The organism is Alcaligenes sp. SDU_A2 (assembly GCF_038237375.1).
GTDB lineage: Bacteria > Pseudomonadota > Gammaproteobacteria > Burkholderiales > Burkholderiaceae_B > Alcaligenes.
On record NZ_CP151273.1, the window covers coordinates 2,642,398 to 2,663,829 of the forward strand.

20 protein-coding genes are annotated in these 21,432 nt (G+C 59.7%); 8 read left to right on the forward strand and 12 right to left on the reverse strand.

Annotation, left to right across the window (positions count from 1 at the left end; genetic code table 11):
• The first annotated feature begins 32 nt into the window (after nucleotides 1-32).
• Both pdxA and AADW57_RS12205 read left to right on the forward strand, forming a co-directional pair.
• Nucleotides 33-1,028, forward strand: coding sequence for a 4-hydroxythreonine-4-phosphate dehydrogenase PdxA (pdxA, locus tag AADW57_RS12200; protein ID WP_341667169.1), 996 nt, complete (start codon nucleotides 33-35; stop codon nucleotides 1,026-1,028).
• Entirely contained in the window at nucleotides 1,025-1,996 is a 972-nt protein-coding gene (locus AADW57_RS12205) for a bile acid:sodium symporter family protein (protein ID WP_341667170.1), read from the forward strand. Before pdxA ends, AADW57_RS12205 begins: the two co-directional genes overlap by 4 nt.
• Nucleotides 1,997-2,779: 783 nt before the next feature.
• Here AADW57_RS12205 and AADW57_RS12210 read toward each other — a convergent pair.
• The 11 genes from AADW57_RS12210 to AADW57_RS12260 form a co-directional block, all read right to left on the reverse strand.
• Nucleotides 2,780-4,150, reverse strand: coding sequence for a replicative DNA helicase (locus AADW57_RS12210; RefSeq protein ID WP_341667171.1), 1,371 nt, complete (start codon nucleotides 4,148-4,150; stop codon nucleotides 2,780-2,782).
• Between the two features lie 187 nt (nucleotides 4,151-4,337).
• Nucleotides 4,338-4,793, reverse strand: coding sequence for a 50S ribosomal protein L9 (rplI, locus tag AADW57_RS12215; RefSeq protein ID WP_341667172.1), 456 nt, complete (start codon nucleotides 4,791-4,793; stop codon nucleotides 4,338-4,340).
• 18 nt (nucleotides 4,794-4,811) lie between these two features.
• Complete coding sequence (gene rpsR / locus AADW57_RS12220) at nucleotides 4,812-5,084, reverse strand: 30S ribosomal protein S18 (protein ID WP_123051413.1); 273 nt, start codon at nucleotides 5,082-5,084, stop codon at nucleotides 4,812-4,814.
• A 91-nt stretch (nucleotides 5,085-5,175) separates the two neighbouring features.
• Nucleotides 5,176-5,493 (reverse strand): primosomal replication protein N, encoded by a 318-nt coding sequence (gene priB, locus AADW57_RS12225; protein WP_341667173.1) that lies wholly within the window; start codon nucleotides 5,491-5,493, stop codon nucleotides 5,176-5,178.
• A 13-nt stretch (nucleotides 5,494-5,506) separates the two neighbouring features.
• The gene (rpsF, locus tag AADW57_RS12230) at nucleotides 5,507-5,890 is read right to left on the reverse strand and encodes a 30S ribosomal protein S6 (protein WP_341667174.1); all 384 of its coding nucleotides are present in this window, start codon (nucleotides 5,888-5,890) and stop codon (nucleotides 5,507-5,509) included.
• Between the two features lie 148 nt (nucleotides 5,891-6,038).
• Nucleotides 6,039-6,842 carry a GTP cyclohydrolase FolE2 gene (gene folE2 / locus AADW57_RS12235; protein ID WP_341667175.1) on the reverse strand — a complete coding sequence of 268 codons (804 nt, stop codon included), beginning with the start codon at nucleotides 6,840-6,842 and terminating at the stop codon, nucleotides 6,039-6,041.
• Between the two features lie 148 nt (nucleotides 6,843-6,990).
• A complete protein-coding gene (gene dxs / locus AADW57_RS12240; RefSeq protein WP_341667176.1) occupies nucleotides 6,991-8,856 on the reverse strand; it encodes a 1-deoxy-D-xylulose-5-phosphate synthase in 1,866 nt (621 codons plus the stop codon).
• Nucleotides 8,857-8,980: 124 nt separating this feature from the next.
• Entirely contained in the window at nucleotides 8,981-9,889 is a 909-nt protein-coding gene (locus AADW57_RS12245; protein WP_341667177.1) for a polyprenyl synthetase family protein, read from the reverse strand.
• 1 nt (nucleotide 9,890) lies between these two features.
• A complete protein-coding gene (locus AADW57_RS12250; RefSeq protein ID WP_341667178.1) occupies nucleotides 9,891-10,157 on the reverse strand; it encodes an exodeoxyribonuclease VII small subunit in 267 nt (88 codons plus the stop codon).
• A gap of 161 nt (nucleotides 10,158-10,318) precedes the next feature.
• The gene (locus AADW57_RS12255; RefSeq protein ID WP_341667179.1) at nucleotides 10,319-11,182 is read right to left on the reverse strand and encodes a sulfurtransferase; all 864 of its coding nucleotides are present in this window, start codon (nucleotides 11,180-11,182) and stop codon (nucleotides 10,319-10,321) included.
• Nucleotides 11,175-12,086 carry a DMT family transporter gene (locus tag AADW57_RS12260; protein ID WP_341667180.1) on the reverse strand — a complete coding sequence of 304 codons (912 nt, stop codon included), beginning with the start codon at nucleotides 12,084-12,086 and terminating at the stop codon, nucleotides 11,175-11,177. Before AADW57_RS12260 ends, AADW57_RS12255 begins: the two co-directional genes overlap by 8 nt.
• Nucleotides 12,087-12,328: 242 nt before the next feature.
• On the opposite strand from AADW57_RS12260, the gene htpX reads away from it, so the two are divergent.
• Together htpX and AADW57_RS12270 are read left to right on the forward strand one after the other, a co-directional pair.
• On the forward strand, nucleotides 12,329-13,213 hold the full coding sequence (gene htpX / locus AADW57_RS12265) for a protease HtpX (RefSeq protein ID WP_341667181.1): 885 nt from the start codon (nucleotides 12,329-12,331) through the stop codon (nucleotides 13,211-13,213).
• A gap of 111 nt (nucleotides 13,214-13,324) precedes the next feature.
• Complete coding sequence (locus AADW57_RS12270) at nucleotides 13,325-14,989, forward strand: Na/Pi cotransporter family protein (RefSeq protein ID WP_341667182.1); 1,665 nt, start codon at nucleotides 13,325-13,327, stop codon at nucleotides 14,987-14,989.
• A gap of 740 nt (nucleotides 14,990-15,729) precedes the next feature.
• Here AADW57_RS12270 and polA read toward each other — a convergent pair.
• Nucleotides 15,730-18,447: a DNA polymerase I gene (gene polA / locus AADW57_RS12275; RefSeq protein ID WP_341667183.1), complete on the reverse strand. Its 2,718-nt coding sequence runs from the start codon at nucleotides 18,445-18,447 to the stop codon at nucleotides 15,730-15,732.
• Between polA and AADW57_RS12280 the strand changes: the two genes are divergently transcribed.
• The 4 genes from AADW57_RS12280 to hisM all read left to right on the forward strand — a co-directional run bounded on the left by AADW57_RS12280 (nucleotide 18,446) and on the right by hisM (nucleotide 21,412).
• A complete protein-coding gene (locus AADW57_RS12280) occupies nucleotides 18,446-19,114 on the forward strand; it encodes an LOG family protein (RefSeq protein ID WP_341667184.1) in 669 nt (222 codons plus the stop codon). The two genes, polA and AADW57_RS12280, sit on opposite strands and share 2 nt — an antisense overlap.
• 100 nt (nucleotides 19,115-19,214) lie before the next feature.
• Nucleotides 19,215-20,006, forward strand: a complete 792-nt coding sequence (locus tag AADW57_RS12285; RefSeq protein WP_341667185.1) for a transporter substrate-binding domain-containing protein — start codon at nucleotides 19,215-19,217, stop codon at nucleotides 20,004-20,006.
• Between the two features lie 15 nt (nucleotides 20,007-20,021).
• Nucleotides 20,022-20,711, forward strand: coding sequence for an ABC transporter permease (locus AADW57_RS12290; protein WP_341667186.1), 690 nt, complete (start codon nucleotides 20,022-20,024; stop codon nucleotides 20,709-20,711).
• Nucleotides 20,708-21,412, forward strand: a complete 705-nt coding sequence (gene hisM, locus AADW57_RS12295; protein WP_341669698.1) for a histidine ABC transporter permease HisM — start codon at nucleotides 20,708-20,710, stop codon at nucleotides 21,410-21,412. Before AADW57_RS12290 ends, hisM begins: the two co-directional genes overlap by 4 nt.
• Nucleotides 21,413-21,432: the final 20 nt, after the last annotated feature.

Below are 21,432 nucleotides of genomic sequence, written 5' to 3' on the forward strand. Positions count from 1 at the left end.
CTGGACCCGGTTTTTTTATTGACATAGCGCACATGCACACACGCACAGAACACCCTGTCGGACTGACGATGGGCGATGCCGCCGGCATAGGCCCCGAAATCATCGTCCGCCTTTACGAACAAGGCCTGCCCCATCCCGCCGTGGTCTACGGCGATGCACACGCCCTGCGCCGTGCCATAGCCTTGGTCGGCGCGCAGTCGCGCTGGCAGGTACAGGAGGTAGATACTCCGCTGCTCGCCCCGCCCGGCATCATTGCCGTGCTGAACCGCTGGCAGGCACTGCCTGAAGATCTGCCTTATGGCCAGGTCAATGCCCTGGCCGGACGCGGTGCCTACGAATATCTATGCCATGCCATCGACGACGCGCTGGCCGGACGCATCCGCGCCATCGTGACCGCGCCACTGAACAAACAGGCCATGCAGGCCGGTGGCATCGCCGCGCCCGGCCACACCGAGATCCTGGCCGCACGCAGCGGAACCGAACATTTCGCCATGATGCTGGCCAATGACGAGTTGCGCGTGATCCTGGTCACCATCCATGAAGCCCTTGCTCAGGTGCCCGCCCTGATTAGCCACGAACGCGTGTTGCAAACTATTTATCTAGCCCACCGCGCCTGCCTGCAAGCCGGTATTGCCCAGCCACGGGTGGCGGTGGCCGGGCTCAATCCCCATGCGGGCGAAGGCGGCAAGTTCGGCCATGAAGAAATCGAGCACATTGCCCCGGCCATTGCGCAAGCACGCCAGGAAGGACTGAATGTCAGCGGCCCCTGGCCGGGCGACACCATCTTTATGCGGGCCCGCCAAGGCGAATTCGACATTGTGGTGGCGCAGTACCACGACCAGGGCCTGATTCCCGTCAAGTATCTAGGGCTGGACCAGGGCGTGAACGTCACCGTGGGCCTGCCTTTCATCCGCACCAGCGTAGATCACGGCACCGCCTACGACATAGCCGGCCAAGGGCGTGCCGATGCCGCATCGCTGGCCAGCGCGTACCACCTGGCCCTGACCATGAGCGCGCACACCCCATGATAAAGCGCCTGCCCACCGACCCCTTCTTGCTCAAGCTGTTCGCGACCGTCGTGCTGGCCAGCCTGCTGCCCGCTCAGGGCTGGGGTGTTCCTCTGTTCCACCACGCCACCCAGATCGGCATCGCACTGCTGTTCTTTCTGCATGGCGCGCGTCTGTCGCGCGAGGCCATACTGGGCGGTCTGGCTCATTGGCGTCTGCACCTGGCCATTCTGTCGGTCACGTTTCTGCTGTTCCCGCTGCTGGGCACAGGCATGGCGGCCGTGCTGCGCCCCTGGTTGACGGAGAACCTCTACCTGGGCGTGCTGTTTCTGGCCTGTCTGCCCAGTACAGTGCAATCGGCCGTGGCCCTGACGGCGATAGCACGCGGCAACGTACCGGCCTCTATCTGCAGCGCATCGGCCTCGACCTTACTGGGTGTATTCATCACTCCCTTGCTGATCAGTATTGTGTTGGCGGGAGCGACCTCCGCCCAGGCGGGCGTCTCTCTGGAGGCCGTCGGCAAGATCATGCTGCAACTGTTCTTTCCCTTTGTGTTCGGCCACCTGCTGCGGCCTTGGATAGGCGGCTGGGTGGGCAAGCACAATCAGTTGCTGAAAGTGGTGGATCAAGGCTCCATCTTGCTGGTGGTCTACACCGCTTTCTCGGGAGCGGTCGTGGGCGGCCTGTGGTCGTCCACCCCGATCAGCGCCCTGCTGGTCATTGTGCTGGGCAACGCTGTTTTGTTGACGTTGGCGCAAGGACTGGCCTGGTTGCTGGGCGGCTGGCTGGGTTTTTCCCGGCCAGACCGTATCAGCCTGCTGATGTGCGGCTCTAACAAAAGCCTGAGCAGCGGCATTCCGATTGCCAATGTCCTGTTCGCCAGCAGTGCCGTCGGAGCCATCATCCTGCCCATCATGCTGTTTCACCAGTGGCAGTTACTGGTCTGCGCGTGGCTGGCGGGACGGCTGGGCCGAAACGGCCAGGACTGAGGGGCGCTCGGAGCGAGGCGACGCCAGAACAAGGTTCTTCGCATCTTCTCGGGAACCACTGGTCATTCATGAGCAGAATACGAATGCCAGAAATCGCCGCTCAAGTCTAGGGCTGAGCCTCCTGGGCTGACGGCTTGCCGGTGCTGCGCACCGGTGCCCTTGTCAAGCACGCGGGCCGGGCGCAGCCTGAACTCCTGGGGTGTCTCGTCCACTGGACGAGACACAAGCACCCCAGTCGAACAGCAGGCCGCTTGCCTCCCGGCCCACGTACTTGCCGGCGGCAAGCCGTCTGACCCGCCCCCTCGCCCCAGCCCTAGACTTGAACGGCTTGCACCGACTAGACGACGCATCAGTGGTCTTGAATACATCGCTACCACCCACGCCTCATCCCACTGACTCAATAGATCACTCCAACGAAGAAACGCATTGAGCCGTTCGCAGGTGTGCGGGTCTCGTATGGGCGGGTAAGACGGTTTGCCGCAGGCGCAGGAACGATACGGGAGGCAAGCGCCGTTTTGTTCGAGCCCGACGCGTGTTGTTCGCCTGGGGGGCGAACAACCGGGCGAGTTAACGGCGCGCCCGTATCGCTCCTGCGACCAGGGTACCGGTGCGCAGCACCGGCAAGCCGTCAGCCCGAACGAGACCCGCACACCTGCGAACGGCGGCTTCAGTCGTAACTCTTCCTTCCGACGACAAGTCCATTCCGAAGATCAGCGAAGAACAAAAAAGCCAGTCAGCATAGAATGCCGGCTGGCTTTTTTCACGAACGAACCGAATCCCGGCTTAGTTCGGCGTAAAGTTCAAGAAACGCGTGCTGGCTCCGGCAAAGGTCAGGCGCACCGACCCGATGGGACCGTTACGCTGCTTGCCGATGATGATTTCCGCCGTGCCCTTGTCGGGCGAGTCAGGGTTATAGACTTCGTCGCGGTAAATAAACAGAATCAAGTCGGCATCCTGCTCGATAGCGCCTGACTCACGCAAGTCACTCATGACGGGCCGTTTGTTGGGGCGCTGTTCCAGGCTTCGGTTCAACTGCGACAGCGCAATCAGCGGACAATTCAACTCTTTGGCCAATCCCTTGAGCGAACGGCTGATTTCCGAAATTTCCGTAGCGCGGTTCTCGCCGCCGCTGGAGGACATCAGTTGCAGGTAGTCGATAATGATCAGCCCAAGCTGCCCGCATTGACGAGCCAGACGTCGGGCGCGGGCACGCACTTCCATCGAAGACAAGCCCGGCGTCTCGTCGATGTAGATCTGCGCTTCTTGCACCTGCTGCACAGCATGGGTCAGTCGCGGCCAGTCGTCGGCCGTAAGCTTGCCGGTACGCATGCGATGCTGATCTAGCATGCCTACCGAGCCGACCATACGCATGGCCAACTGCACCGCGCCCATTTCCATGGAAAACACTGCCACGGGCAGGCCCTGCTCGATCGCAACGTGTTCGCCGATGTTCATGGAAAACGAGGTTTTACCCATGGACGGACGCCCTGCCACAATGACCAGATCCCCCGCCTGCAAGCCGGATGTCATTTTATCCAAATCGGCAAAGCCGGTAGGCACGCCGGTGACTTCGGAATCGCCTTCGCGGTGATAGAGCTCGTCGATACGCTCGACGACCTGACTGAGCAAAGGCTGGATCTCCAGAAAACCTTGCGATCCGCGAGCACCTTCCTGCGCGATCTGGAACACACGTGTCTCGGCCTCGTCCAGAATCTGGCGCGCTTCCTTGCCTTGCGGGTTGAATGCAGCCGAAGAAATATCGTCAGCCACAGTAACCAGCTTGCGCAGCATGGAGCGTTCGCGCACGATCTCGGCATAGCGACGGATATTGGCGGCCGATGGCGTGTTATGCGCCAGCGCATTCAGGTAGGCCAGACCGCCGACCTCTTCGTTCTTGCCGGCGACCGACAAGGACTCGAATACAGTGACCACGTCAGCCGGGCGGGCCAGCCCGATCAGGCGGGTAATATGCTGCCAGATCAGTTTGTGATCGTGACGGTAGAAATCCTCGTCGGTGACAATGTCGGCCACCCGATCAAAAGCGGCATTATCCAGCAACAAGCCACCCAGAACGGACTGTTCCGCCTCGATGGAATGGGGCGGAACCCGCAAATAATCCAGGGTCGAATCGGTTTGAGCAGTCTTGCTTTCCACGCACACACCTTCAAAAATCAAAAAATCCCATGCTGTATGGCTTATATGCCTGCCTGCAGCGTTGTGGAAAGTTTCCGCCTTAACTTAAAAGAAAAAGCAGAAAACAAAAAAGCCGGCTTGCACCGGCTTTTTTGAGGCTTGGCCGGCACATTCCATAAAGGAATGTACCACGGGCGAAGCGGCAGGCTTAGGCGACGTCGCCCTGCACCACCACAGCGATGTCGGCCACGACATCAGCGTGCAACACGACTTGCACAGGGTACTCGCCAACGGCTTTCAGATGGCCGTCGGGCAGGCGAACCTGGGTCTTGACGATTTCGGCGTAGCCTGCACCCTGCAGGGCAGCGGCGATATCCATCGTGGTGACCGAACCGAACAGACGACCGTCCACGCCGGCTTTCTGAACCAGCGTAAAGGATTGACCGCTCAGCTTTTCGTTCAGGGCCTGGGCGGCAGCCAGTTTTTCGGCTTGCAGTTTTTCCAGTTCGGCACGGCGTGCTTCAAATTCCTGCAGAGCGGCAGCCGTAGCACGGCGGGCGATCTTGCGGGGCAGCAGGAAATTGCGGGCATAACCATCACGCACGCGAACCACGTCACCCAGATTACCCAGGTTGGCGACTTTTTCGAGCAAAATGACTTGCATGACTAATGTTCCTCTGGATTATTTGTGGTTGTCGGTGTACGGCAACAGAGCCAGGAAACGCGCGCGCTTGATAGCGGTGTCCAGCTGACGCTGGTAGTGCGCTTTCGTGCCAGTCAGACGTGCGGGGATGATCTTGCCATTTTCCTGGATGAAGTCACGCAGGGTGTCCAGATCTTTGTAATCGATTTCTTCAACGCCAGCGACGGTGAAGCGGCAGAATTTGCGGCGCTTGAACAGTGGGTTCTGTTGTGCAAATTTGCGTTTTTTGTCTTTGCCTCTACGGAAAGCCATTTTGAGCCTCGTTAGTAACCGGACAAAGTCCGGGAGAATTCAGTGTGAAGCGATGTGTAAGTGAACACGTCGCGACGATCGAGCCAGACTGTCAGACCGTGGCGGTGGCCTGCCCTGCAAAGTGACGCTGAAATTGCTGCACATGCAGCACCAGACGCGTAGACCCTTTGCGGGCCGGGGCGATAAATCCCTGAACTTGCAGACGGGCTCCCAAAGGAGTGTCCACCAAGGCCAAAGCATGCTCACCCAAAGCCACCACCTGCATCGCCAGAGCGATTTGCCGGGGATGGCCGGCTTCCATCACGGAGGATTCGTGTTCCAGAGCCAATTCCAGGGCTGGGACACCGGCCGGCGTATAGCGCAGCGGCTTGATGTCGATAAGTTGCCCGTCGAGACTGATCTGGTTCACGCAGTCGGAACTATTATTCTTCAGCTTCAGCCGCTGGTGCGCTGGCTTCTGCCGTTGCCTTGCGCGCTTCTTCGCGCTCGACGGACTTCATCATGACCGAAGCGCCTTCAGGGGCTTTCTTCGCGCCGGCGATGAGGTAACGCAGAATGGCGTCGTTGTAGCGGAAGGAATGCTCCAGTTCGTCCAGGATGGACTGACCGCATTCGATGTTCAGGCACACGTAGTGAGCCTTAACCAGTTTCTGGATGGGGTATGCCAGTTGACGGCGGCCCCAGTCTTCCAGGCGGTGGATGGTGCCGCCGGCGGAAGTGACGATCGCCGAATAGCGCTCGACCATGGCGGGCACTTGCTCGCTTTGATCGGGATGCACAATGAACACTACTTCGTAGTGACGCATGAAACAACTCCTTGTGGATATCGCCTGTCTGCACCCCGCCAACTACGCAAAAGCACACCAGACGCGACAGCCCGCCCGCTAATTTCGGGTCGAGCAAGAAACCATAAATTCTAGCACCAGGCCAGCACGGCTGACAAGATGCAATGCATCAGCCTTCTACGCTGGCGTAGGCGGAATGATTGTGGATGGACTCGAAATTCTCGGCCTCGATGCGATAACGCAACACTCCAGGCAAGGAACGCACGGTGACGGCCACATCGCGCACCAGGTCTTCGACAAATTTAGGGTTGTCGTAGGCCTGTTCAGTGACGTATTTTTCGTCGCTGCGCTTGAGCAGCCCCCACAGTTCGCACGAAGCCTGGCTTTCCACACGCCGGATCAAGGCAGGCAGATCGATGGCAGCGGGATCGCTAAACACGGCCTGCACGGTAACGTGCGAACGCTGATTATGCGCACCGTATTCGGAGATGGCCTTGGAGCACGGGCACAGACTGGTGACCGGCACCAGCACGGACAGCTCGAACTCGGGCTGCTCGCCCTGGGCCACGCGGGCGGTCCAGCTCAGCGTGTAATCCATCAGACTGGCCACGCCCGAAACCGGCGCGATTTTCTCCAGGAATACCGGAAAAGAGGCGCTGATGTCACCGCGCCCGGCATTGAGCAGCGGCAGCATTTCCTGGGCCATCTGCACGAAGCCGACCGGCGTCAAGGGCTGGCGACGGTATTGTTCGAGCAGCGCCACAAAGCGCGACATATGCGTGCCTTTTTCCTCGGGCGGCAAGGCCACCGTCAGCTCCCACTGAGCAACGGTGGGCACAGGCCCCTGCCCCAGGTCCAGCATCATCGGATGGCGAACCCCGCGCACGCCCACGCGCTGGATGGCAACATGGCGCGTATCCACGCTGCTTTGCACATCCGGCATGATCAAGGGTTTTTCCGACACTGTATTCATATCAGTCAGTCCGGTCGCCGCAGAGCGACAACCGCAATTAATCCGTAATAAGTGATTATCTTACGGTTATCGACCCGACAGTTCGATAACCGTATGAACAAAGCGAATATTTACGTCTTTGCCGACCCACCAGAGCCGGCAAAGTGCATCAGGCCTCAAGCAAACATGAGAAATGCTCACGGATGGCGTGCTCTATGCCCGTCGCATCCAAACCAAGTTCGGCAGCGATTTTTTTCTGGTCGCCGTGATCGATGAACTCGTCCGGATAACCCAACTGCAACACCGGCGCGGCAATACCGGCACGAGCGAAAAACTCCAGCACCGCACTGCCGGCCCCGCCCATGATGCAGGCCTCTTCCAGAGTGACAAATGCTTGATGCCCCTGTACCAGATCCTGCAGCAAGGTCTCATCCAGCGGTTTGACGAAGCGCATGTCCACGACAGTGGCATCCAGACTCTCGGCAGCCTTCAGGGCTTCGTACAGAATAGGGCCGAAAGCCAGCAAAGCCAGGCCCTTGCCCTGACGGCGCACCACACCCTTGCCCAGCGGCACCGTGGCCAGATCGTCGCCAGCCGGCACGCCCGCGCCTGCGCCGCGCGGATAGCGCACCGAACTTGGGCCGGGATGCTGATAGCAACAGGTCAACAGCAAGCGGGCTTCGCGCTCGTCGGACGGCGTGGCGACCACCATATTAGGGATGCAGCGCAGAAACGCAATATCGTAATTGCCGGCATGCGTCGCCCCATCCGCACCGACGATGCCGGCGCGATCCAGCGCGAAGGTAACATCCAGATTCTGCAGGGCCACATCGTGAATCAATTGATCGTAACCGCGCTGCAGAAAGGTCGAGTAAATGGCCACGACTGGCTTTTGCCCTTCGCAGGCCAAACCGGCCGCAAAGGTGACGGCATGCTGCTCGGCAATGCCCACATCAAAATAACGACGCGCAAATTTCTGCTCGAACTCCACCATGCCGCTGCCTTCGCGCATGGCCGGCGTAATGCCGTACAGCCTGGGGTCTTCGGCGGCCATATCGCACAGCCACTGGCCGAACACCTGCGTAAACGTAGGTCGGGGCGGAGTGGCCGGCTGAACCAATCCTACTGATGGATCGAATTTGCCCGGACCATGATAAAGAACCGGGTCGGCCTCGGCCAGCTTATAGCCCTGCCCTTTACGGGTGACCACATGCAAAAACTGCAAGCCGCCTAATTCGCGCAGATTACTCAGCGTATCGACCAAGGCATCCAGGTCGTGGCCATCGATAGGGCCCACATAGTTAAAGCCCAGTTCTTCGAACAGGGTAGCCGGTGTAAGCATGCCCTTGGCATGGCCTTCAAACTTCCGGGCCAGATCCAATACCGGCGGCACATGCTGCAGCACGGCACGACCTACATTCTTGGCCGCTGCGTAAAAGCGGCCCGACATCAGACGGGCCAGATAATGGTTCAAGGCTCCCACGGGCGGGGAGATGGACATGTCGTTGTCGTTGAGTACGACCAGTACGTTGACATCTGGGGTGACGCCCGCATTGTTCAAAGCTTCGAACGCCATGCCCGCCGTCATGGCCCCGTCGCCGATGACGGCAATGTGCTGACGATCGATGCCGGCGTTACGCGAGGCCACCGCCATGCCCAACACAGCGGAGATCGATGTGGACGAATGGGCTGTGCCAAAATCGTCGTAACGCGACTCGGAACGCTTGGGAAAGCCGGAAATACCGCCCTTCTGGCGCAAGGAACCCATCTGTTCGCGCCGACCGGTCAGAATTTTGTGCGGGTAGGACTGATGGCCCACATCCCACACGATACGGTCGTGAGGGGTATCAAAGACATAATGCAGGGCCGTGGTCAGCTCGACCGTGCCCAGATTGGACGACAGATGCCCCCCCGTTCTGGATACGGACTGCAGAACAAATTCCCGCAACTGACGGGCCAGTTCGGGAAGATCGCGCTGATCGAGCTTGCGCAGGTCAGCGGGCGACTGTATCTGTTCTAGAGAAACGGTTGTCATACTGAAGGACATCTATCCGGGCAAATAAGTGGAACGACGCTGCCAGGCAAGCGTCGTCAATCGGTTATTGTAAATCGCTTCGCGGCCAGCGCCAAAACCGGTGCCAAACCGCCTTGCACACGCCCTATCGGTCGCGACCCACAATATAGTCGGCCAACTGGTTCAAGCGCGCTGCCGCCGGACCCACCGGCCGCAAAGCCAACTGGGCCTGAGTATTCAGGGTGCCCAGCAATTCGCGCGACCCATCCATGCCCAGAATGGAGACATAGGTGGGCTTATTGTCGGCCGCATCCTTGCCTGCCGTCTTACCAAGGGTGGCGGTATCAGCCGTTACGTCCAGGATATCGTCCACGACCTGGAACGCCAGACCCACGGCCTGGGCATAGTCTTCCAGGCCATTGCGTACATTGGACGAAGCTCCGGCCACAATGCCACCCAACAATACGCTGGCTTCCAGCATGGCACCGGTTTTCATGCTGTGCATGACCTGCAACTGCTCGCGATTTAACTGCAGACCCACGCTGGCGCAATCGATTGCCTGCCCACCCGCCATGCCTGCGCTACCAGCGGCACGGGCGAGCTGAGAAATCGCCTGCACCACCAAGGCCGGCGCAATCGGCATCTGCGCCAACAACTCAAAAGCCAGCGGCTGCAAGGCATCACCGGCCAGCATCGCGCAAGCCTCGTCGAACTGAACATGCACAGTGGGCCGTCCACGGCGCAACTGATCGTCGTCCATGCACGGCAGATCGTCATGCACCAAGGAATACGCGTGAATCAATTCGACCGCGGCCGCCGCCAACTCCAGTGCCTTTTGCTGCGCAGCCGCCATGGGCTTGCCTTGCAAGGCGGCCTCGCCTGCCGCGTACACCAGGGCGGCACGGACACGCTTGCCGCCGCCCAGCACAGCATAACGCATAGCCTGATGCAGGCGGCACGGCTCCTGGTCGGCGGCGGGCAATAACTGCTCCAGCACGACTTCGGTCTGTTCGACCCGTTGCTGCAACCACTCGGAAAAACTGACAGAACCCATATTAAATGTCTCCATCCGCCTCGTCCCCGGACAAGGGACGCAGCAGATTGCCTTGCAATACACTGACTTGTTCCTGCGCAACGTCCAACTTGCGCTGGCAGAATTTGGCAAGCTCCACACCCTGCTCATAGGCCTGCAAGGCCTGCTCCAACGGCAGAGCACCGCTTTCCATCCGCGCCACCAGAGCCTCCAGTTGCGCCAGCGCGGACTCGAAGTCCTGCCCGGCAGATGTGTCAACGCTCTGATTATCGTCGCGAGATTTAACCATAACTTTTCCTGATCTATGAGGACTGCCCGGGCGCGAGGACGCCCGCTCGAAAAACGCATTGTACGGGAGCCGGGCGCAGAGCGCCGTTCACAGGAGCCAGAGGCGTAAACAGATAGGCAGAAAAAAGGCCGCCCGGCGGCGGCCCATGCACTGGCACCCGCTCAAGCGCGGGCCACGGGTCGGGCCGGATCGCTGACCCATTCGCTCCAGGAACCGGGATACAGATGCGAACCCTTGAGACCCGCCAGTTCCATAGCAAAAAGATTGTGACAAGCCGTAATACCCGACCCACACTGATGCACCACCTGCGCGGCCGGAACACCGCCCAAAAGGGCCGTAAACTCTTCGCGCAGCTGGGCTACCGGCTTAAAGCGCCCCTGCGCATCCAGATTGTTCTGGTGGGAACGATTCAAGGCACCTGGGATATGGCCGGCCACTGGGTCCATCGGTTCGATTTCGCCGCGATAACGCTCGGGAGCGCGGGCATCCAACACGGTAAATACCGGTTTGGCGATATTGGCCAAAACCTGGGCGACCTGAACGGTGGGCATGGCTGCCTGACTGGGCAGGTTCAGGCTCTGAACTGCTTGCGCCTCGGACACCGAAGGCTGGCGCTGTCCGGTCTGCACCGGACCGCCCGCCGCCTGCCAGGCCTGCCAGCCACCATCCAAAATAGCAACATGTTCGTGCCCCAGCCAGCGCAACATCCACCAGACATGGCTGGCAAACAGTCCGCCCTGGGCGTCATACACCACGACCTGCATGCTTGAGGTCAGGCCTTTAAGCCGCATCAAAGCGGCCAACTCCTGACGCGTAGGCAAAGGGTGGCGTCCGTTCAGACCGGTCTTGGGCGCGGCCAGATCGTTTTCGTGATCCAGAAACAAAGCGCCGGGAATATGCCCATGCTCGTAGGCGCGCTGTCCGGCGTGATGATCCGCCAAGTCGTGGCGCACATCGAACACCAGGCAATCGGGCCGCTCCAGGCGTGCCTGCAACTGCTGGGGGGTAATCAGAAAATCAAACATGCTCAGCCTCCTTGGTGGGCGTCTCTGACATGGGCGCGGCTTGCCGCCCGCGCAAGATACGATCTTCGCTATAGGTACGCCACGCCGAGAGCAAACCTGACCCGATGATAAGCGCCATGCCGGCCCAGGCCAGCCAATCGGGCAGATCGCCCCAAAAAACGATGCCGATAAGGGCGGCGAAAATAATGGTGGTGTATTGCAAGGCGGCCGTCAACAGCGCCGAGCCAAGACCAAAGGCCCGTGTCATGGTCAACTGACCGAACAGTCCTGCCAGCCCGACCCCCAGCAAGGCCAGCCACGCGCGCCAATCCAGATCCCGCCAGCCATCGAGCAGCAAACCTACCAGGCTGGACGCCACCACGAAACAGGAAAAAATCAGCACTGTGCGCCATTCCGGCTCACCCGAGCGACCCAGTGCGCGCACCTGCATCATGGCCACTGCCGCCAGGGCTCCGGCGCTCAGGCCCAACATGGCGGCAAACCACTGCTCTTCGGAAATGCTGGGACGCAACACGCCAACCACGCCCAAAAACCCCAGCAACACGGCCAGAATCCGTATCGGGTCACGCTGCGTGCCGCCCCAGGCCAGCATCCAGACGGCGATAAACAAAGGCGCGGTGTAGTTCAGACTGACCGCTGTCGACAAAGGCAGATAGGCCAGCGCGAAAAAACCCAGCCACATCGAAGTCACACCCGACACGTTGCGCCGTATGTGCAACTTCCAGCTTTTGGGTGCAATGGGACGGCGTCCGGCCTTGGCCCAGAAATAAAGCAGCAGAACCGATGGCAAGCCGCGAAACAGCACAATCTGGGGCATGGACGCCCCTGCGTCGGCGGACACTTTGACACAGGCCCCCATAATGGCAAACATGGCACAGGCCACCAGCATCCACAATGACTGCATGCGAACAAACCAGAAAAGAAATTAGGGGAAGCCATTACTATACTCCCCTGACTTGTAAAAATACCCAGACGTCCCCATATTGAACAGACCATGCGACACGATTATTGCCGCCCCCGGCCGAAGCGATACGCACGCAGCCTGCCAGGGCCGGAATTTTCTTGCCGCCGCCCAGCCAAACAACGCTAAAATTTTCTGCGCGCCGCAGGCCGCCTTATTTTTCAGTCATACCGGAATCCGTCTTCATGAAACGAATTGTTCTATTTCTGATCACCAACCTTGCCGTCATGCTGGTGCTGAGTGCCTCCATGAGCATTTTGGGTGTGGGACGATACATGAGCGCCCAAGGGCTGGACCTGACCCAGTTACTGATCTTCTCCTGTCTGGTCGGCTTTACCGGTTCCTTCATTTCGCTGCTGATGAGCAAATGGATGGCCAAGCAAAGCGTCAATGCCCGCGTCATCGATCCGAACGCCCCCGCCAATGCTGAAGAGGCCTGGCTGGTCGATACCGTACACCAATTGGCGGACCGCGCCGGCATAGGCCGTCCCGAAGTGGCCATCTACGACGGCGAACCCAATGCCTTTGCCACCGGTGCCTTCAAGAACGATGCGCTGGTTGCCGTGTCCACGGGCTTGCTGCGCGGCATGACCGAAGAAGAGGTCATGGCCGTGCTGGGCCACGAAGTCGCACACATTGCCAATGGCGACATGGTCACCCTGACCCTGATCCAGGGCGTGGTCAATACCTTCGTCATCTTTCTGGCCCGCGTCGCCGGCTACTTCGTAGACCGCGTGTTGCTGCGCAACGAGCGCGACTCGGTGGGCATAGGCTATTACGTTGCCGTTTTCGTGTTCGAGCTGATCTTCGGCGTGCTGGCTTCCATCATCGTGGCCTGGTTCTCGCGTCAACGCGAATACCGCGCCGACGCCGGTTCGGCTCAACTGCTGGGTTCGCGTCAACCCATGATCCACGCGCTGGCGCGCCTGGGCGGCATGGAACCCGGTGCCCTGCCCAAGAACTTCGAGGCCGCCGGCATCTCCGGGGGCGGTGCCGTCAGCGCCATGTTTGCTTCGCACCCACCCATCCCGGCCCGTATCCAGGCCCTGCAAAACGCCCAGTCCGTCTAAACGCCTGCAGCCCGTATCCCCACCCCGGCAGCCCTGGCTGCCGGGGTTTTTTATTGCCTGGCACTGAGCTCGATCCGATCTTTGTAACAATCGCTGCGCTATGATATTTGGATGAAAGAAATATTCACACTCCTCGATTTCGGTGGCTATATCGCCCTGCTCATGTGGGGCGTACACATGGTGCAAAGTGGCGTACAGCGTGCCTTCGGCGCAGAACTGGGAGTTTGGATGGGGCGCGCGCTGGGTCGCCCCCGACGCGCTTTTCTGGCCGGCGCAGCCATTACCGCCGCCATCCAAAGCAGCACCGCTACCGGACTGATGATTACCAGCTTTGCCGCCGGCGGACTGGTGGCGCTGGTCCCTGGTCTGGCGGCCATGCTGGGTGCCAATGTGGGTACGACCCTGATCGTGCAATTGCTGTCTTTTCAGCTGACTGCCCTGGCTCCGGCACTGATCCTGCTGGGTGTCTGGCTGTTTCGCGCCCACCAGTCGGGCCGCCGCCGCGACCTGGGCCGGGTCTTTATCGGTCTGGGCTTATTGCTGCTGTCTTTGCATGAGCTGGTTGCCCTGTTCTCGCCCATTCAAGACGCCCCTTTGCTCCAGACCTTGCTGCAAGCCCTGTCCGACTCGCCCGTCACCGGACTGGTGCTGGCGGCCTTGCTGACCTGGGCGGCGCATTCCAGCGTCGCTATTGTTGTGCTGATTATTTCGCTGGCCGGTCACCATTACATGGACCCACAACTGACCTACGCGCTGGTGCTGGGTGCCAACCTGGGCACCGCCATCAACCCGGTCCTGGAAGGCACCGGCGGCGACAAAGATCCGGCCAACAAACGCCTGCCCCTGGGCAATCTGGGCACGCGCGTGGTCGGCTGCATCCTGGGCATGTTGCTGTTGCCCTGGATTCCCGCTCTGATGAACTGGTTGACCGATGATCCCGCCCGCGCCGTCGCCAACTTCCATACGATCTTCAATCTGGCGGTCGCTGCACTGTTCATGCCGCTGCTCAAGCCTTACGCGCGCTTGCTCAGCCGCCAATTGCCACGCCGCAACGATCCGGATGACCCGGGCAAGCCGCTGTATCTGGACGAATCGGCCCACGAAGTGCCGGCGGTCGCACTGGGCAATGCCGCCCGCGAGGCCCTGCGCCTGTCCGATATGCTGCAAAGTATCCTGGGCACCGCCCGCCAGGCACTGATCAGCAATAGCGCACACAATCTGAATCACGCCCGCTATATCAATAACGCCGTCAGCCGGCTGGATCAGTTGATCACCGCCTACCTGGCACATCTGGATCAAGAAAATCTAAGCAAAAACGATATGCGGCGCCTGAACGATATATTGGCTTTCTCCACCAATATGGCCCACGCCGCCACCATCAGCGTCAGCGGCCTGCTGACACATACCGGGAAATTGCGTAAACAGGGCTGGCTGCTGCAGCAGGATGAACAAGACGAGATCGCCAAAGTCATGGACAGGCTGATTCGCAACCAGCGTCAGGCCGCCGCCCTGTTCGTGGCCGAGGACGTCAAGACGGCGCGCTTTCTGGCATTCGAAAAAGACTTTTTCCGCGACCTGGAATCCAGCGCCAGCGACCGGCACATCAGCAAGATCAAGTCCGGCCAACTGGATGCGGCCGACCAAGGATCGCTCTACCTGGAAATTTTACGCGACGTGCGCACCATTAATTCTTACCTGGTCAACGCCGCCGCCTACCCCATTCTGGCCAAACACGACGAGCTGCTGCCCAACCGAGTGCGCGACCCAGGCAATTGAACGCCGCGTCCCTAAGCCCCCCCCTGTCTGAGCGGGAAGCACTTTTTTCTAGAGAACGATCCGGCAGCAAAAAAAGGGGCTTCGAGGAGTTCCGAACGTCAATTTACCCAGTCGATGAGGAACTGGCTTTTTTGAAGATGCCATTCAAGGTGCAGCAAGACTGGAAGGCGCTGATAGCGCGCCGCGCCCTGGTCGGGCGTATGATCAGCGCGCTCCTAACTCCAGCGGTTTACATCCCGTCCCCGCGCCCCGCCTGGGGAAAACCATCCAACTCGCCCCTTCGAGCTTGCTGCATCTTCAACGGCTCAAAACACCCATAACATAGCCCCGGTCATACGCATTCATGTCCAACAGAACATTCAGTAGATGACTGATTACGGCGTACGCGGACGTCCCGCCGTTTAGGCCAAGCAGAGAGCCTTGGGTTCTCGCCAGGCCGGCCATAGCAAGCCGGCGGGCGAGTCAGGGACTTCGCCGCAGGCGGGATACTGGGGCGGGAGGCAAGGGGCGTGCTGTTCGAGCAGGGCGCTTGTGATTCGTCCAGGGGACGAATCACCCTGCGAGTTCACGCCCCGCCCGCTCCAGTATCCCGACCAGGGAACCCGCGCACAGCGCGGGCGAAGAACCCAGCCAAGCCGGCCTGCTATGGCCGGCCTGGCGAGAACTGCACTGCTGTGCCTAGCCCAAACGGCCCACCCCCGCAATCTGCACAGGACTTTTTTACGCCCAAAACACCTTGATCAGTGCGCCTGTTCCCAGTTATCGCCCACACCTACTTCGGCAACCAGCGGCACGGCCAGTTCGGCAACATGGCACATCAAACCCGGCAACTGCTCGCGCAGTAGCTCCAGCTCGTCGGGCGGGACATCAAAAACCAGTTCGTCGTGTACCTGCATGACCATCTGTGTCTTCAGGCCCTTTTCCTGAATCCAGTTCTGCACCGCCACCATCGCCATCTTAATCAGGTCTGCCGAGGTCCCTTGCATGGGCGCATTGATCGCCGCGCGCTCGGCACCGGCCATGCGCGGCCCCTTGGCCCCCTTGATCTCGGGCAACCACAGGCGGCGGCCAAAAACCGTTTCCACGAAACCTTGTTCGTGCGCCAGGGCCTTGATACGAGTCATGTAGTCCGCGACACCTGGATAACGGGCAAAGTATCGGTCTATATAAGCACGCGCGGCATCACGGGTAATGCCCAGGTTGCTGGCCAGGCCGAACTCGCCCATGCCGTAGATAAGACCGAAGTTGATGGCTTTGGCCGCACGGCGCTGGTCAGAAGTCACCTGCTCGGCCTGTACACCGAAAATCTCGGCGGCCGTGGCCCTGTGTACGTCCCCACCCTGTTCAAAGACCTGCTGCAGATTCTTGTCGCCCGACACATGGGCCATGACGCGCAGCTCGATCTGCGAATAGTCGGCCGACACGACCTTGCCCTGCTCGGACACAAACGCCGTGCGCACGCGTCGGCCTTCAGCGGTACGAACCGGGATATTCTGCAGATTGGGATCGGACGAGGCCAGACGGCCGGTGACCACGGCCGCCTGTGCATAACGTGTATGCACTCGACCGGTCTGGGCATTGACCATCTTGGGCAGCTTATCGGTATAGGTAGATTTAAGCTTGGCCAGACCACGGTATTCCAGCAATACCGCCGGCAAGGGGTAGTCCTGAGCCAAACGGGTCAATACGTCCTCGTCCGTGGAAGGCGCTCCACTGGCCGTTTTGCGCACCACGGGAATGCCCAGCTTGCCGAACAGAATTTCGCCCACCTGCTTGGGGGAGTTCATATTGAAGGGTTGGCCGGCCAGCTCATGGGCCTTGCCTTCCAGCTCCAGCATCTTCTGACCCAACTCGTGGCTTTGTTGATGCAAGGCCTGCACATCCACCTTGACGCCATTGCGCTCCACAATGGTCAGCACATCGGATGCCTGAACTTCCAGCAGGTAAATGCGCTCCAGGCCATCGTGCTCCGCCACTTTGGGTCGAAGGCATTCGTGCAGGCGCAGCGTATAGTCGGCATCTTCGCAGGCATACCGCGACGCCGTGGCAATGTCCACTTCGTCAAAACCGATCTGCTTGGCACCCTTGCCGCAGATATCCTCGTAAGACATGCCTTTAATGCCCAGCCACTGCAAGGCCAGCTCTTCCATATTGACGCGCTTGTGCGACTGCAACACATAGGCCTGCAGCATGGTGTCCTCGCGTATGCCCCGCAAGGCCACGCCTGCATTGGCAAAAACATGGCTGTCGTACTTGGCGTTGTGCAACACTTTGGCGGCCTTGGCATTTTCCAGCCAAGGACGCAATGCATCCAGCACCACAGCCTTGTCCAACTGCTCCAGCTCGTGCGTAGCACGATGCGCCACCGGCACATAAAAGGCCTGGCCGGTACGCACCGCCACGGATATGCCCACCAACTGGGCCAGCAGGGGATCGAGAGAGGTCGTCTCCGTGTCCAGGGCGGTCAGTTCGGCCTTGTTCAACAATTGGACCAAGGACTGCAGTTGCTGCTCTGTCGTCACCGTCTGGTAATCCAGCTCGGCAGGCAAAGCCGGCGTCTCGGTTTCCACTCGCGCATCCTGCGCTGGAATCCGTGTTGGATCGTCGGTCAGCTCGCGTAGCCAGGTGCGAAAGCCAAATGTTTCGTATACATCCTGCAGCACGGCTACATTGCGCGGTTCGGGCTCCAGCTCGGCAAAGCGGCCGCCAAAGCCGGGCACCTGGCAGTCAAGCTTGACCGTGACCAATTGACGGGTCAACTCGAACTTGGGACTGAAATCGCGCAGATTCTGTCCGGCAACCCCTTTGATACTGTCCGCATGACGCAACAGTTCGTCCAGGCTACCGTATTCGTTCAACCATTTGGCGGCGGTCTTGGGGCCGACTTTAGGCACGCCCGGAATATTATCGGACGTATCGCCGATCAGCATCAGGTAATCGATGATCTGCTCTGGACGCACGCCATACTTGGCCGTAACGCCCTCTACATCCAGACGCTCGTTGCTCATGGTGTTGACCAGTTGCACATGGTCGTTGACCAACTGGGCCAGGTCCTTGTCGCCGGTGGACACCACAGTATCTATACCCTGTTCGGCGGCCAGGCGGGCCAGCGTGCCGATGACATCGTCCGCCTCCACGCCAGGTTCGCAGATCAGGTGCCAGCCCAAGGCGCGCACGGTACGGTGGATGGGTTCGATCTGCACGGCCATATCCGGCGGCATGGAAGGACGGTTTGCCTTGTAGTCTTCGTAGAGATCATCGCGAAAGGTGCGGCCCTTGGCATCAAACACACACACCATGTAATCGGCCTGGTAATCCTGCAACAGACGGCGCAACATATTGATGACACCGTACAGGGCTCCCGTAGGGTGGCCCTGCGCGTTTCGCAGATCGGGCATCGCGTGGTACGCTCGATACAGATAGCTGGAACCGTCAACGAGCAACAAGGTTTTTTTCATGTCTAACAATAAAATCGTCCGTTTACCGGCCACAGAGCAGATTCCGACCATCATGCGGGAACTGCAGACTGCGGCCGATACATTAAAAGAAATGGGCGCTGGCGTCAGTGTATTTGGCAGCGCGCGCATCAAGCCCGGTCATCCGTACTACCAATTGGCTCAAGAAGTGGGACGACGCCTGGCCGGTGCCGGCGTCACCCTGATCGCCGGGGGTGGGCCCGGCCTGATGGAGGCGGCCAACAAGGGAGCCTTCGAGGCCGGCGGGCACAGTATCGGCCTGAATATACGCCTGCCCCACGAAACCACCAACAACCCCTACCAGACTCAAAGCCTGCAGTTTGAATATTTCTATTCGCGCAAGGCCACCTTTTTCATGCACAGCTGGGCCTATATTGCACTGCCCGGCGGCTTTGGCACCATGGACGAGCTGTTCGAGGTCATGACACTGGTGCAAACCGGCAAAGTGCCGTCCGCTCCCATTGTACTGATCGGCACCGAGTTTTGGTCCGGCCTGATCGACTGGATTCGCAGCCAGTTGCTGACCCTGGGCCTGATCTCGCCCAAGGACCTGGATCTGTTGGTGATCACCGACGATCTGGACGAGGTCATGACCTATATAAACAAGTGTTGCGTACTGCCTAGGGCCGAACCCGCATTGCCCCAGTAAGGCAGACGGGTTAAATTTGCATACTTTCTTCGGCCCTCCAACAGTAGGGCCGAATTTGTATTGAACGCCACAAGCCAGTCGATATTTGCAGGAGCACCACATGAACAAAATCCTAGCCCGCCTTCTGATGGCGGCTTTTTGCAGCGCGGCGCTGCCTGCTGTGCAGGCGGCCGGAATCGAGGAAATCCGCTTTGCCACCGAAGCCGGCTACCCTCCTTTTGAATACTTGAGCCCCAGCGGACAGTTGCAAGGCTTTGACATCGATATCGGCAACGAAATCTGTAAGCGCCTGCAAGCAAAATGCGTCTGGACCGACACCTCGTTCGACAGCCTGATTCCCGGTCTGCAGGCTCGCAAATTCGATCTGGCCAATTCCACCATGACGGCCACCGCCGCGCGCGCCAAGGTGATCGACTTTACCGAACCCATGTACATAGTGCCGGTGCGCCTGGCTGCCCGCAAAGGCAGCGGTCTGGAGCCCACGGCCCAATCGCTGGCCGGAAAACGCGTCGGCGTGCAGCAAGGCACCACCATGGAAACCTACGCGCGCCAGAACTGGGCCCCCAATGGCGTCACCGTGGTCGCCTATCCCAGTTACACCGACGCCTTCAACGATCTGGCCGGGGGACGCGTGGATGCCACCTTCCAGGAAGCTCAAAATGCCGTGGAAGGTTTTCTGACCAAGCCGGCGGGTGCGGATTTCGAGCTGACCGGTGCTGTCATCACCGACAGCGCCATTTTGAACGAGCCTATCGCCATGGGTCTGCGCAAGGGCAACAAAAAGCTCAAAAATGCGGTCGATGAGGTACTGCGCGCCATGAAGGCCGACGGCACGCTGCAGACGTTCGCGGACAAGTATTTCCAGAAAGACAACATCCGTATTGCCCCCTGACCTGGACGCCAGATAATGCTGCTTTACGGTTATGGGCCGCAATTGTTGGCCGGCACCTGGGAAACCATCAAACTGGCGATGCTCTCGCTGCTGGTATCCCTGGTACTGGGCCTGCTTGCGGCTCTTATGAAGCTGTCCCGCGCGCCGCTGCTGCGGCTGGCGGGCGGCCTGTATACAACACTGATCCGGGGCATACCGGATCTGGTCTTATTGATGCTCTTTTTTTTCAGCCTGCAAATCTGGCTGAACGATGTGACCGATTGGCTGGAAGTGGACATGATAGAGATCGACCCCTTCGGTGCGGGGGTGGTCACCTTGGGCTTTATCTACGGAGCCTATTTTGCCGAAACCTTCCGTGGCGCCTTACTGGCCATACCCAAAGGTCAGATCGAAGCGGGCAAAGCGTGTGGCTGGAGTCCATTGCTGATCCTGCGCCGCATCCAGATTCCGCAAATGATGCGCTACGCACTGCCGGGCCTGGGCAATAACTGGCAGGTGCTGCTCAAGTCCACCGCTCTTGTGTCGCTGATCGGCCTGAGCGATGTGGTCAAAGTCGCGCAGAACGCAGGCAATGCCACATTCAACACCTTTTTGTTCGTAGGCCTGACGGCCTTGATCTACCTGGCGCTCACAGCGGTCAGCAACGTAGGGCTGCGCTACCTGGAGCGGCGCTACAACATGGGCGTTCGAGGAGCCGAATTCTGATGGATGTACTGAACGAATTCTGGCGCGCCTACTTGTATCACAGCAACGGACAGCTCTCGGGGCTGGCCATGACCCTCTGGCTGCTGGTGCTATCGGTCACGATAGGCTTTTTCCTGTCCATTTTTCTGGCGATGGGCCGCGTTTCGGCCCGGGCCTGGCTGTCGCGCCCGATCGGCGCCTTTACCTATTTCTTTCGCGGCACGCCTTTGTATGTGCAGATCCTGCTGATCTACACGGCCTTATACAAACTGGCCATCATTCAGGCCGTGCCACCGCTGGAAGCCTTTTTCCAAAGTGGGTTTAACTGCCTGGTGCTGGCCCTGACGCTGAACACCGTCGGTTACACGACAGAAATCTTTGCCGGTGCCATACGCAATATGCCGCCCGGCGAAGTGGAATCGGCCCGCGCCTACGGCATGTCGGGCTGGACGCTATACCGACGCGTGATCCTGCCCCAGGCGCTACGCCGGGCGCTGCCCGCCTACAGCAACGAAGTCATTCTGATGCTGCACGCAACCTCTCTGGCGTTCACCGCCACCGTGCCGGATCTGCTCAAGATCGCGCGCGATGCCAATGCCGCCACCTACCAGACCTTTACCTCCTACGGCATTGCCGCCTTGATTTACCTGGGCGTGTCCTTTGCTCTGGTCGGCGCATTTCGTATCGTCGAAAAGCGCCAGATGGCGTTTCTGAACCGCTAGCGTGCGCCGGCGGGGCGCTC